General features: G+C 33.5%; 12 protein-coding genes. 3 read left to right on the top strand and 9 right to left on the bottom strand.

Annotation, left to right across the window (positions count from 1 at the left end):
• The first annotated feature begins 3 nt into the window (after positions 1 to 3).
• Positions 4 to 948 (top strand): EamA family transporter, encoded by a 945-nt coding sequence (locus AB1282_RS13585; protein ID WP_429899328.1) that lies wholly within the window; start codon positions 4 to 6, stop codon positions 946 to 948.
• 312 nt (positions 949 to 1,260) lie between these two features.
• Here the strand turns inward: AB1282_RS13585 and AB1282_RS13580 are convergent, their stop codons facing one another.
• From AB1282_RS13580 to cyoE, 6 genes are all read right to left on the bottom strand, one after another.
• The gene (locus tag AB1282_RS13580) at positions 1,261 to 1,434 is read right to left on the bottom strand and encodes a hypothetical protein (RefSeq protein ID WP_156339633.1); all 174 of its coding nucleotides are present in this window, start codon (positions 1,432 to 1,434) and stop codon (positions 1,261 to 1,263) included.
• A gap of 236 nt (positions 1,435 to 1,670) precedes the next feature.
• The gene (gene ctaF, locus AB1282_RS13575) at positions 1,671 to 2,009 is read right to left on the bottom strand and encodes a cytochrome c oxidase subunit IVB (protein ID WP_056468490.1); all 339 of its coding nucleotides are present in this window, start codon (positions 2,007 to 2,009) and stop codon (positions 1,671 to 1,673) included.
• 4 nt (positions 2,010 to 2,013) lie between these two features.
• Positions 2,014 to 2,637 (bottom strand): cytochrome (ubi)quinol oxidase subunit III, encoded by a 624-nt coding sequence (locus tag AB1282_RS13570; protein WP_056468493.1) that lies wholly within the window; start codon positions 2,635 to 2,637, stop codon positions 2,014 to 2,016.
• Positions 2,637 to 4,493, bottom strand: a complete 1,857-nt coding sequence (gene ctaD / locus AB1282_RS13565; protein WP_056468496.1) for a cytochrome c oxidase subunit I — start codon at positions 4,491 to 4,493, stop codon at positions 2,637 to 2,639. Before ctaD ends, AB1282_RS13570 begins: the two co-directional genes overlap by 1 nt.
• 32 nt (positions 4,494 to 4,525) lie before the next feature.
• The gene (gene coxB, locus AB1282_RS13560) at positions 4,526 to 5,566 is read right to left on the bottom strand and encodes a cytochrome c oxidase subunit II (protein ID WP_056468498.1); all 1,041 of its coding nucleotides are present in this window, start codon (positions 5,564 to 5,566) and stop codon (positions 4,526 to 4,528) included.
• A gap of 95 nt (positions 5,567 to 5,661) precedes the next feature.
• Positions 5,662 to 6,621, bottom strand: coding sequence for a heme o synthase (gene cyoE, locus AB1282_RS13555; RefSeq protein ID WP_082459399.1), 960 nt, complete (start codon positions 6,619 to 6,621; stop codon positions 5,662 to 5,664).
• 360 nt (positions 6,622 to 6,981) lie between these two features.
• Here cyoE and AB1282_RS13550 point away from each other — a divergent pair, with 360 nt between their 5' ends.
• Complete coding sequence (locus tag AB1282_RS13550) at positions 6,982 to 7,917, top strand: COX15/CtaA family protein (protein WP_390312773.1); 936 nt, start codon at positions 6,982 to 6,984, stop codon at positions 7,915 to 7,917.
• A 120-nt stretch (positions 7,918 to 8,037) separates the two neighbouring features.
• Here AB1282_RS13550 and pyc read toward each other — a convergent pair whose 3' ends face one another.
• The 3 genes from pyc to AB1282_RS13535 all read right to left on the bottom strand — a co-directional run bounded on the left by pyc (position 8,038) and on the right by AB1282_RS13535 (position 13,176).
• The gene (pyc, locus tag AB1282_RS13545; protein ID WP_429899327.1) at positions 8,038 to 11,487 is read right to left on the bottom strand and encodes a pyruvate carboxylase; all 3,450 of its coding nucleotides are present in this window, start codon (positions 11,485 to 11,487) and stop codon (positions 8,038 to 8,040) included.
• A gap of 79 nt (positions 11,488 to 11,566) precedes the next feature.
• Positions 11,567 to 12,709: an FtsW/RodA/SpoVE family cell cycle protein gene (locus AB1282_RS13540; protein ID WP_056468511.1), complete on the bottom strand. Its 1,143-nt coding sequence runs from the start codon at positions 12,707 to 12,709 to the stop codon at positions 11,567 to 11,569.
• A gap of 176 nt (positions 12,710 to 12,885) precedes the next feature.
• Positions 12,886 to 13,176, bottom strand: coding sequence for a DUF1507 family protein (locus AB1282_RS13535; RefSeq protein WP_429899326.1), 291 nt, complete (start codon positions 13,174 to 13,176; stop codon positions 12,886 to 12,888).
• A 332-nt stretch (positions 13,177 to 13,508) separates the two neighbouring features.
• Here AB1282_RS13535 and AB1282_RS13530 point away from each other — a divergent pair, with 332 nt between their 5' ends.
• On the top strand, positions 13,509 to 13,997 hold the full coding sequence (locus AB1282_RS13530) for a hypothetical protein (RefSeq protein ID WP_056468517.1): 489 nt from the start codon (positions 13,509 to 13,511) through the stop codon (positions 13,995 to 13,997).
• Positions 13,998 to 14,004: the final 7 nt, after the last annotated feature.

Genomic DNA, 14,004 nt, shown 5'->3' with positions numbered 1-14,004 from the left:
ATCATGAATAGACGAAAGGGAATATTTCTTGTCATCACGGGAGCAGTTTTTTGGGGGATTGGAGGTACAGTCGCAAAAAAACTTTTTCAACAATATCAAATCGATGTCGATTGGCTTGTTACGATCCGATTGCTAATAGCTGGATTTTTACTCTTAACTATTCAGTATTTCAGAAAAGACCGTTCTCAGATTCTTGGGGTTTGGAAAACTGGAAGGATTGCAATTCAATTGATTATTTTCGGAGTACTGGGGATGTTAGCGGTTCAATACACCTATATGGCTTCAATCGAACATGGAAACGCTGCTGTTGCAACACTATTACAGTATTTAGCACCTGTAATGATAATCTTATACTTAATTTTCCGTAAACAAACCGCTCTAACACGAAGAGATTTGTTAACAGTTTCACTAGCTTTAATTGGAAGTTTTTTCTTATTAACAAACGGCTCAATCTCACAATTATCTGTGCCTGCACCAGCAATCGCTTGGGGGGGATTATCTGGAGTAGCTTTAGCATTTTATACTTTATATGCCGTACCATTACTTAAACAATACGACTCACTTGTCATTGTCGGATGGGCTATGATTATCGGTGGCTTAATATTAAGTTTTATCCATCCGCCTTGGCAAATGGACTATAAAAGCTTAACGCTTGAAGCCATTTTATATCTGGTCTTCATTATCATATTTGGTACGATGATTGCATTTTGGTTCTATATAGAAAGTTTGCAAAGTCTGCCACCTAAAGAATCAAGTCTGCTAGGAAGCATTGAGCCGCTAGCTGCTGTATTAACAACAATCTTCTGGTTAAAAGAACCTTTTGGTTTTTTCCAATGGCTTGGTACAGCTTGTATCATTGGAATGATATTATTGTTAGCTTTGACTAAAGAGTCTTCCTCAAAAACTAGCCAGCCTCCTAATAATAAAGAACCACTTAGAGTTAGTTGAATCGAGGCGTTTTTTTGAAATTGTAAAATAGGAGCTGATTGATCAATCAGCTCCTAAATAATTGTTGAATTAAAGCATTGCGCTAATTGCTTAAAGATTAGTTATAATCTTCACTATTACCCATTTAATAACGCCTGTGCTTGTTGTGTATCCATATGTATTAACGAAAAACTTGGTTGAAATGGCAATAATACTTGGTATAACAAGAAAAATCAATTTTACCCATAAATAAATAACCTATACAGGGCTATATTTTCCCTCGATCTAACTTTGAAACTTTGTTATCTGTTTCTCGACCTACGATTTCTCGAGTTATTGATATCGGTTTCCTAAATATCTTTTCCTGTATGTTTTACCTTGATCTGGAATATCCATAAAACCTTGTGCACCCCAAATTTGATGCTCTGTTAATTTATCTATACTTCCACTTAGCTCCACTTTTTCTTCCATTTCAATATCATCATCTTTAGGAATATCCACGTCCATCGTTGAATCATCCTTTCCATTTTACTATTATTCAAAACCGATTTAAATATTATATTTTGTCGGCTTTATAGTTTTCTTCCACTAATCATTCTTATACAACATAAATATCAGAAAGTAGCATCGGACTCAAAATTGGTTCCAAATTGTTGTGTACGGAACAGATCCTTTAGTTATCGAAAATCAACATAAACAGGCATAAAAAAAAGGAAGTGAATAAAATTCACTTCCTTTTTTCATCATAACCAGATTAATGTTAAGAATGTTAATAGTGTAATGACAGCAACTGTTAGTCCTGAATATAGGAAGAAAGCTTGTGTGCTGTGACCTTTATTTTTCATGTGCATGAAGTAATAAAGTTGGAACACTAGTTGTACTACAGCAAGTAATAAAATAAATGGTACTGTAAAGTATTTATCCATTTTATCTCTATATAATACTGCTGCGAATGATGCAAGTGTTAAAATGATCATTAATGCGAAAGAAATTAATTGTTGTTTCATTTCTTCTGCATGTTTACGTCTGTGATACTTTATTTCAACTTGATTTCTTTGATGAGAGTTTGTATTTGTACCCATTTTCTTATCCCACCATTCCCATTAAGTATACTACTGTAAAGATGAAAATCCATACTACGTCGATGAAGTGCCAGTATAAACTTGCAACATAGAACTTCGGAGCGTTGTATAAATTTAAACCTCTTCCACCATTTCGAAGCATTAAAGTAGTGATCCATAGTAAACCAACAAATACGTGGGCACCATGAGTACCTACTAATGTATAGAATGAAGAACCAAATGCACTACTCTTAATTGTAAAATGATATTCGTGCATATAGTGTCTAAATTCGTAAATTTCTAATAATAAAAATCCTAGACCTAATAAAACTGTAATTCCTAACCAAAGCATCATCTTTTTGTGTTCAAAGTTTTTCATGTGGTACATTGCATAAACACTTGTAAGAGAAGATGTTAAAAGTAACATTGTAGCAATGAATACTAATTTTGGTTCGAACATTTCAGAAGCACTTGCTCCACCAGCAGTAGAGTTTCTTAATGCTAAGAAAGTACCAAATAATGATGCGAATAATACAGTTTCTCCACCAAGAAACAGCCAGAATGCTAAGAACTTATTTTTACCTTCTTCTGTAGCTTTTTCAGGGTTATGAGGAAACGTTTCAGCTGTAAATTTTTGATTCATTTCCATTATGCCTCAACCCCCTCATCAGCTATGTCTTCTTTATGGATATGGAATCCATGATCATCAATCCAAGAACGTAAGAACATTGAACCGAATGTAATAACTAAACCAAGAATTAATACACCAACTGCAGTGTGGTTCTTAAGTTGGTCATTATACAATGCCCCAAATGCTGCGATAAATAAGCCCACTGACATAACAAATGGTAAAATAGATGAGTTTGGCATATGAATATCACCTAGTGGTTCAGCAGGTGTCATTTTGCCGTCTCCTTCCATTTTTTCTACCCATAAAGCGTCTAATCCACGTACATATGGAATTTGAGCAAAATTATATTCTGGTGCAGGAGAAGGAATTGACCACTCAAGTGTACGACCTACACCCCATGCATCTCCAGCAGCTTTTTTACCTTTAATTGCTGTGTAAACGACATTAATTAACATAACGATTGTAGCTAGACCCATGAACATTGCTCCGATTGAGCTGATCATGTTACCAGTATCTAAGCCTTGTCCTGGTAAATATGTAAAGTAACGACGAGGCATACCCATTAAACCTAAGAAATGTTGGATAAAGAATGTTAAATGGAAACCAATAAAGAATAATCCGAATGTAATTTTTCCTAGTGTTTCATTTAAGATTTTACCAAACATTTTTGGCCACCAGTAATGTGCACCGGCAAATAGACCAAATACTACCCCACCAACGATTACGTAGTGGAAGTGAGCTACTACGAAATAACTATCATGGAATTGATAGTCAGCAGGAGCTGCAGCGTTCATAATACCAGTTACCCCACCTAGAACGAATGATGGAATAAAAGCAACTGACCAAAGCATTGGTGTTGTAAAACGAATTTGTCCGCCCCACATTGTTAATAACCAGTTAAAGATTTTAACCCCTGTAGGCACTGCAATTGCCATAGTTGCAACAGCGAAAATTGCATTTGCTACTGCACCAAGACCGTCTGTAAACATGTGGTGAGCCCATACCATGAATCCTAAGAAACCAATTAAAACTGTTGCGAATACCATTGAAGAGTAACCGAATAGACGTTTCTTAGAGAAAGCTGGAATGATATCTGAGAAGATACCAAATGCCGGTAATATAAGAATGTATACCTCTGGATGTCCGAAAATCCAGAATAAATGTTCAAAGATCATTGAGTTTCCACCTAAAGATGCATCAAAGAATGCAGTTCCAAATAGGCGGTCAAACATTAATAACGCTAACCCGATTGTTAATGCCGGGAATGCAAATAAAATAAGTGCTGATGTTACAAATACTGTCCAAGTAAATAGTGGCATACGCATGTATGTTAACCCCGGAGCACGCATGTTAATAATCGTTGCTAGGAAGTTAATACCACCTGCTAATGTACCAATACCTGAAATTTGTAGACCTAATAAGTAGAAGTCTACACCATGTGATTTACTGTGTAGAGCTAGTGTCGCATATGAAGTCCAACCTGCGTCAGGCGCTCCACCTAAGAACCAACTTAGGTTTAAGAAAACTCCACCAACGAAGAATAACCAGAAACCTAAAGAATTTAAAAACGGGAAAGCTACGTCACGAGCACCAATTTGTAATGGTACTACCGCGTTAAAAAATGCAAAGATCATCGGCATCGCCGCTAAGAAAATCATTGTTGTACCATGCATTGTTAATACTTGGTTATAAGCATCACCAACTAAAAATGTGTTGTCTGGCTTAATTAATTGTATACGAATAAATAACGCTTCCATCCCACCAACTAAGAAAAAGAATCCGCCTGCAATTAAATACAGGATGGCAATTTTCTTATGGTCGACTGTCGTTAAGTAGTCCCACAATAGTGGTTTCTTTTTCGCTACAGAACTCACAGTATTACCCCCTTTGCTTCATATCCATTAATTTATTTTGCAATTTTTAAGCTTGTTAAGTATGCAGTTAATGCATCAATCTGATCAGCTGATAAGTCACCATATTTACCTGACATAAGGTTTCCTGGCTTCATAGCTTCCGGATTTGTTAACCATTTCTTGATGTTTGCTTCATTATTTTTAGCAATACCAGCAACCATATCACGATCACCGAAGTTAGCTAAGTTTGGAGCAAGTCGTGCAGCAGGTGGTCTTGTATCATTTGCATCTGCAGCATGACAACCAATACAACTTTGTTTGAAGATTTTTTCACCTTCTTGTGCATCTGCTGTTACAGCTTGACCTTTTTGATTCTTCATATCAGCTAACCACTTATCGTAGTCGGCTTGACTTACAACTTTAACTTTAAATTGCATTAATGAATGTGAAGGACCACAAAACTCTGCACAGAATCCATTATATGTACCTTCTTTATCCGCTGAAAGCCACATTTTGTTTTCGCCTTCAACGTTTGTATCAAGTTTACCTGCTAATGATGGTACCCAGAATGAGTGTTTGATATCTTGACCTTTTAAGTTCAAAATAACTTTTTTACCTACTGGGATATACATGTCTTGAGAAGTAATGAATTTTTGTTTTGGATACTCAAATTCCCACCAGAAAAGATGAGCGTTTACATTAATAACAATTGCATCTTTTTTCTTCTCATCTTTTGCTATTTGCTTCTCATCTGAAAGCTTAAACGTTTGTGATACTGTTGGTACTGCTAAAACAATAAGTAAAATAACAGGAATAATTGTCCAAAGAAGCTCTAAGAAATGATTACCTTCTACTTGCTTTGGAATAATATTCTCTTGACCTTTACGGTGACGATATTTCACGATTACGTAAAGGAAAAGAACCGTTACAACAGCAACAACGAATACCATGATCAACGTACTTAGCTTCATAAGATCGTATTGCATTTTTGCTACTTCACCTTGAGGATTCAGTGTAGATTGATTTGCATGTCCACATGCACTCAAAATAACTGCTATCAAGGAAATTAGCGAGACTAATCGCCAATGTTTCATAAGAATACTTCCCCCTCTTTCAATTTAAAGTGTTTCATTCTTATTTAAAAATAAGATTAAACAAACAATAAAAAAATCCCCCGTAATACCCCTAATTAAAACGAAATTGTAAACACAATCATTGACATAAATAGAAGAGTTAAATAGTTAATGGAGTATATAAACATCAGTTTAGAGAACTTTTGATCATCCTTTTGTTTATAACAATATAATCCTAAAATAACCCATCCAATATTCAATATTGTTGCAAAAATAATAAATGGTAAACCTAGAGCTTGCATGTAAAATGGCAGTGGTAATAAACATAATACCCAGATCATCACTTGACGTTTCGTCATTTCAAATCCGTAAACCACCGGTAGCATTGGAATTCCCGCTCTTTTATATTCTTCAGAACGTCTCATCGCAAGTGCTAAGAAATGAGGTGGTTGCCATATAAACATGATTAAAAACAGCATCCAAGCAATTGGATGCAAATTCGCATCGATTGCTGCCCATCCAATTAATGGGGGTGCTGCACCAGATATACTACCTACTACTGTGTTTAACGTGTAATTACGTTTCGTCCAAAGAGTGTATAGTACGATATATGTAAATGCACCAATAAATGCATATACAACAGCCATTAAGGTTGTGAAAGCCATAAATGTAAAGCCCACAATTAATAAAAGAATACCAATTGAAATTGTAACACTTGGTTTAATATTACCTGTTACAGTTGGTCTGTTTTTAGTTCTCTCCATGTAAGGATCAATATCACGATCAATATAGTTATTGATTACACATGATCCCGCAATAATTAGTGATGAACCAATTACAGTAATAATTGCTTTTGGTAAATAATCTAATATATCTAATCCATTTATTTGGATTGCTAACCAGATACCTGTAAAAGTTGTCAGTATATTAGAGTTTACGATCCCTATTTTCATTAAAGAAAGCAAATCTTTCTTTAGTGAACTAGAAGGATGATTAGTTTCTTCGTTATTAGAAACATTATTAGCTAATTGTTCCAAGTCAATCCTCCTCTTTTTTATCAAAATTTCATTTTTCATACCCATTTTTTAATGGTTCATAATGAGTTTTTAATTTAGACATACTTCTATTAAACTAAATTCAATGAAATTTTTGTGATAAATATGTGAACAAATTGTGTACGTTTCAAAAAAATTTTAACGTAAACAGCCTATCTTTTCAATACTAAATACTATTTAATTATAAAATTAATTATTTCTATATTTTAAAAATGAATACATCCAAAGTTAAGAAAAAACAAATAATATGTCTAAATATGAAGGTTACCTTTGAATTTTGTGTCGTAATCTTATATGATATAGAAGTATTATTAGCAGAATAATTTTTTTAATAATTAAATTTTAAAATTATTATTATTTTATAAAAGTGGGTGGATGTACTTGCTACGTGTTTTAAAAGGGGTATCGTTAATAACCTCATTCATTCTTTTAATTGTTTTATTAGGTGGTGCACTCGTAACAAAGACTAATTCTGGACTCGGTTGTGGAAGATCTTGGCCTCTTTGTAAAGGTCAAATCATTCCTGATCATCTAACGATTCAAACTGTCATTGAATTATCTCATCGTGCAGCATCAGGCCTTGCCGGGATATTCGTTTTATTATTAGCAGTGCTTGCTTGGATTGTCATTCCTCATAAAAGAGAAACAAAGTTTTTAGCAATCATTTCTTGTATTTTTCTAATTGCTCAAGCATTAATCGGAGCAGCTGCAGTTGTTTGGGGTCAAATCCCAGCAGTAAAAGCAATTCATTTTGGTATTTCTCTAATTTGTTTTGCTGCAGTAGTCATGTTAACATTATTAATTTTTGAACGCGATCGCAATTATCAAAAAAATTCTTTTTATGTCGGAAAAAGAATGAAATTTCATACTTACGGTTTATGGATTTATTCATACTTAGTAGTTTATACCGGCGCTCTTGTTCGTCACGAAAATGCTAGCTTAGCATGTCCTAGCTGGCCACTGTGCAGTAAAGCAAACAACGGTATTCCTACACAGCTTCATGAATGGATACAAATGGGACATCGATTTGCCGCATTTATCTTATTCGTTTGGATCATTATTGCATTTGTACATGCTTATAAATACTATCGTAATGAACGTGGCATTTATTTTGGTTGGTTAGTCTCTTTAGTTCTTGTAACACTTCAAGTAATTTGTGGAGCTGTTATTGTTATTTCAAACCTAAATATTTATGTTGCATTAACACATGCGATTTTAATTTCGTGCTTATTTGCAATATTTAGTTTCCAAAGTTTAGTTTGTACAAGAAGTAAAAGCTCAAATTCTGAGTTACTTCAAAATAAAAATATCTCTTAAAAAAGGTATTTCTTCCACTTAATTGTAGAAGAAATACCTTTTTTTTATATTTAAATTTAATGCGAAGAAGAGTTGCCCTTTTAATGCGGGCTTCTCTATCTTCGCTAAACATCGTATTTTTTATCTTTGTTCTAGTTCTATTAGTAGATCACCTGTAGAAATACTCTCTCCTGATGTAATCAGAATATCTCTTATAACACCAGTAAATGGAGATTGGACAGTTGTTTCCATTTTCATCGCTTCAGTGATTGCTAATGTTTGACCTTTTTCAACTACATCGCCCTTTTTAACAAGTACATTTAAAACAGTACCTGGCATTGTTGCGTTAATATGGTTTGGATTACTAGTGTCCCCTTTTCTTTTTTGAACGACAGTAGATTTGACAGAGTAATCTTTAACCACAATTTCTCGTGGCTGACCATTTAATTCAAAGTATATAACTCTTGTTCCATCAGGCTGGGCTTGACCAATCGAAACAAGTTTAACAATCAGTGTTTTACCACGTTCAATATCAACTTTGATCTCTTCATCTAATCTCATTCCATGGAAGAAAGAAGGTGTATCAAGTACAGATAAGTCTCCATAGCTTTCTACATTTTTTTGATAATCCATAAATACTTTAGGATATAAGCAATAAGCTAGTATATCAAAATTAGTAACCTGGCGATTTAACGTCTTGAATAAATACTCCTCAACATCTTTAAAATCGATTGGCTTTAATGTTTCCCCAGCTCTTTCAGTTAATGGCTGTCTTCCTTTTAAGATGACCCGTTGTAAACTCTTTGGAAATCCTCCATGAGGTTGTCCTAATTTACCTTCAAAAAACTCTATTACTGAATCAGGAAAATCGATATTTTCTCCTTTTTCATATACAGAATCTTCGTCTAAATTATTTTGAACCATAAACAATGCCATATCTCCAACTACTTTAGAAGATGGTGTTACTTTAACGACATCTCCAAATAGTTGATTTACCCTGCCATACATATCCTTAACTTCTTCAAAACGGTCTCCTAAACCAACACCTTTAGCTTGTTGTTTTAAGTTAGAATATTGACCACCTGGCATTTCATGCTGGTAAACCTCTGTATGTGGCGAAACCATACCACTTTCAAAACTACTATAATACTTACGAACACCTTCCCAGTAGGTTGATAACTGTTCTAAACCGTTTATATTTAAGTTCGTCTCGTTATTTGAACCTTTTAGAGCATAATATAAGCTATTTGCACTTGGCTGCGAAGTTAATCCAGACATACTTCCAATTGCGATGTCTACAACATCTACGCCCGCTTCTATTGCTTTTACATATGTGTATAAACCATTTCCACTCGTATCATGAGTATGTAAGTGGATTGGTAAATCAACAGTATCCTTCAATTCGCTAATTAACGTATAAGCAGCCTGAGGCTTTAATAAACCTGCCATATCTTTAATAGCTAAAATATGAGCACCAGCCGATTCTAAATCCTTTGCAAGCTCTTTATAATACGCCAGATTATATTTTGTTCTAGTTGGGTCTAATATATCTCCTGTGTAACAAATCGATGCCTCAGCAAGCTTTCCACTCTCTCTTACAGCATCAATTGCAACTTCCATCCCTTTAATCCAATTTAGACTATCAAATATTCTAAATACATCGATTCCTGCCTGAGCCGATGCTTCAATAAACTTTTTAACAAGATTATCAGGATAATTTTTATATCCAACTGCATTTGATCCACGTAAAAGCATTTGGAATAATACATTTGGAACTTGTTCTCTTAAATTTAATAATCTTTCCCATGGATCTTCATTTAAGAAACGGTACGCTACATCAAAAGTCGCTCCGCCCCACATTTCCATAGAGAATAAGTTAGGTAATAATTTTGACGTTTGTTCCGCAACAGTAATTAAGTCTTTTGAACGAATTCTCGTTGCAAGCAGTGATTGGTGAGCATCTCTAAATGTTGTGTCTGTAAATAAAACATTTGGTTGATTTTTTAACCACTTCGAAAATTCATCCGCACCTAATTTATCTAATAATTGCTTAGTTCCACTTTCAGCACTTTTAATATGATTTACATTTGGAATGATAATATCATCATAAACTGGTTTTTCTTTAACCGAAATTCCTGGAAATCCATTCACTGTTACATTACCGATATAATTTAATAATTTTGTTCCACGGTCTCTTCTTTTTGCAAAAACAAATAATTCCGGAGATGAATCTACAAATGAAGTATTATACTCACCAGACAAGAAATCTGGGTGTGTCGTAACATTTTCTAAAAATGGAATATTTGTTTTTATACCACGGATACGGAACTCTTTTAAATTTCGATTTAACTTCGCAATTGCGCCTTCGAATGTTAAGGCATGAGTCGTTACTTTTACTAATAATGAATCATAGTAAGGTGTAATAACAGCACCTTGGAAGCTATTACCAGTGTCTAATCTTACACCAAAACCTCCACCAGAACGATAAGCCATAATTTTTCCAGTATCAGGCATAAAATTATTTAGTGGGTCCTCCGTTGTAACACGTGCTTGAACCGCAAAACCAATTCTTGGAATTTCATCTTGTAATGGAATCCCTACTTTATCACTATGTAAACTATTACCTTGTGCAATTAAGATCTGCGTTTGAACAATATCAATTCCAGTAATCATTTCAGTAATCGTATGTTCAACTTGTACACGAGGGTTTACTTCAATAAAATAGAAGTCATTACCGGAAACTAAAAATTCAACTGTTCCAGCATTTACATATTCTACTTCTTTCATCAATTTAACAGCTGCGTCACAAATTCTATTTCTTAAATCATCACTAATCGAAGTACATGGTGCAACTTCAACTAATTTTTGATGTCTTCTTTGAATTGAACAATCGCGTTCAAATAAATGAATGATATTCCCTTGGTGATCCCCTAATATTTGAACTTCAATATGCTTTGGATTTTCAATAAATTTCTCAACATAAACCTCATCATTACCAAAAGCAGCTTTTGCTTCAGACTTAGCACGCTCGTATGCATCTTTTAATCCCGCATTCGTACGGACAATCCTCATTCCGCGACCGCCACCACCAAGAGCAGCTTTAATAATAATCGGGAATCCATAAGTTTCACCAAATTCCCTTACATCATCCAATGAGTTTACTGGACCATTGCTTCCTGGAATGATTGGCAAATTAGCTTGAAGAGCTTGTTGCTTTGCTTTAATTTTATCTCCGAATATATCTAAGTGCCTTGAATATGGACCGATAAAAATAATGCCCTCTTCTTCACATCTCTGAGCAAATTTAATATTTTCTGATAAGAATCCATATCCTGGATGTACTGCATCTACATCGTTTTTCTTTGCAATTTCAATAATACCTTCAATATCTAGATAAGCATCTATTGGCTTTTTACCTTTTCCAACTATATATGCTTCGTCAGCTTTATAACGGTGATATGACCCTTCATCTTCTTTAGAATAAATACCAACTGTTCGAATTCCTAACTCAGTGCAAGCTCGAAATACTCGAATTGCAATTTCACCTCGGTTAGCAACAAGAACTTTTTTAATCTGTTTCGTGTAAGTCATTTGTAAGCCTCCTGTATTTATGAAAGATAATTATCAATAAATTAAGAATAAACTTTTTCAAAATGCATTTTTGAAGATTTTATAAAGTTTCTTTATTAATCTTATTTCGTATTGAAATATTCATTAAAATACCAACCATAGAAAGCATAACGATTAACGAAGTTCCTCCATAACTAACAAAAGGTAACGGAACACCCGTAAGTGGAATTAGTGAAGTAACTCCTCCAATATTTACAAATGATTGAATGACGATGCTTGCACTAATACCAGTAGCTAATAATGAATCAAAAGAATCCTTTGATTGATGAGCTATTAACAAGCCTCGCCAAACAATTATGAATATACATAAAATAACTACAATTACTCCTATTAAACCCGTTTCTTCACCGATTATTGCTAGAATAAAATCAGTATGAGGCTCAGGTAAGTAACCTAGTTTTTGAATACTTTTTCCTAATCCAACTCCAGTAAAGCCACCATTTGCAAATGCGATTAGTGAATTTACGATTTGAAATCCTATTCCTTGTGCATAATCAAAAGGATTTCGGAATGCTAAAAATCGATTAACTTGTACATCTGTTAACCCAATCCCTAAACTGATACAAATACTAATTAATGGATATAGTAATACAATTCCTCCAACGAATAGGAGAATTAATCTCTTAACTATAAAACCACTACAAAACGAAACTACAGCACAAGTACCAATTATTAATAACGCCGTACCTGTATCCGGTTGTAATCTCAATAGGATGATATAAATAGCTACTATGCTCCATGGAGCAAATAGCATTTTCCAGTTCTTTGTAATTCGCTTTTGTCTCTTGGAGTACCATCCTGCTAAAAGAACGATTGATCCTAATTTGATTAACTCGGCTGGTTGAATTCCAAATACCCAGCTTTTTGCATTATTTCTTACTTCACCAAAGAGTAAAACTGCAATAAGTAATCCAATACTTACAACTACATTTAATAACATGGCAATTCTTTTTCTAAAGAAAGTTGCAGGTAAAAACATTAAAAAAACAAATACAAACATCCCTACTTCAAAAGCAATTAATTGCTTATGAAAGAAATAATCGCTTGGCCAATGTTCACTCTGATATTTAATGGATGGTAATGGCGAGCTTGCGCTATACACCATAATTAATCCAAATAAACACAACACTAATAATGGAACAAAAATCATATAATCAATATTTTTCAAATATTTTTTTAACATTATTTAATCATCCCTGCTTTGATTAATTATACTTTATGTATTCAACTATTTTGCTAAATTCCCTTTTTAAATAAAAATATTGTAACATAGATTAATAGATTTATTACTCATAACAATTAAAAAAATTCACAAAAAAAAGCTCAAACATTTATTGTTTGAACTTTTATTGCTAATAATTATTTATTCTTTTGATCTGTAAACGCTTCATGTAGAGCAGATAGTTGACGCTCAAGTTCAGAAAGAAGTTCTTTACCTTGTTCTACTTCAATTAAACCTAAACGAGAAGCAAAATCAATCTCCCTTGATAATCCAAACATTTGAGTATCTAAAACCTCTTCATATAGAGGGCATTGTGGCATCGTTAAATGATCAAGTTGCACATTTATTAATTTTAATATTTTTTCAGCATCTTTTTTTAATAATTCAAATGCTTTATCTTTGTAATCTGTTACAGCATCAGACCTCAATTTTCTCCCTCCGCTTCCGTACAAGCTATCTATTTAATATTATAGTTCTTTTTATGAAAAATCAACTTAAATCATAAGTTTTGCAAATATGTATTTTAGAAAATTAGATTTTTGCAACAGTTTATTTATTAGAGTTTTCTTATGTTTGGATATAGATTTAATTAAAAATCTAATTTCTATAAAAAAAGAACGCTGATGTAATCGCTATAAAAAAGGTGAAAACATGAAAAAACTTAATTAAAGAGAAGCGCTTATTTTGTTCAATTGTTTGTCTTTTTACTTAAAATAGTCGTACACTATAAATAGAATTTGTACATAGAAGGAGTTTTAGTATGAGTGATGTTTTTCAATTAACAGGTAACGTTGAGTTTCCGTTAACGATTGATCCAAGTGTTTGGATTTTTGATGAAAGAAAGGTTAAGTTAGAGAGTTTGTTAGCTGGTGAGTTGAAAAAGGTTGACGAGCTTGAGCAATATACTAAAAGTGTTTCAAAGCATTGGGATCGTGAAATTGTTGAAGGTGCTAAGGTTGATAATAGTCCTTTATTCGCTACTCAAAAAAAAGAATGGCTTAAAGAATCCTATGCAATGCCATTTTCTTATTTTATAGACAATAGTAAACCCAAAAATCGCGATTCAGAAGTTACGATTGAAACTGAAGGTGAATTAATTAAATTGCCTTTTGACACTGTATATGAAAGTTATTTAGCATTTTCGTACAATGGCAAGAGAATCCTTGAAGATGGGCCAGTTCATTTATATTTTGTTGATGGTACAAATAAAGAAACACCAATTACTTCAATCAAGAAAATTATTTTATAGTTTAAAA

This window comes from Gottfriedia sp. S16(2024) (assembly GCF_050473765.1).
GTDB lineage: Bacteria > Bacillota > Bacilli > Bacillales > Bacillaceae_G > Gottfriedia.
This window is presented reverse-complemented; position numbering and strand designations above follow the sequence as displayed.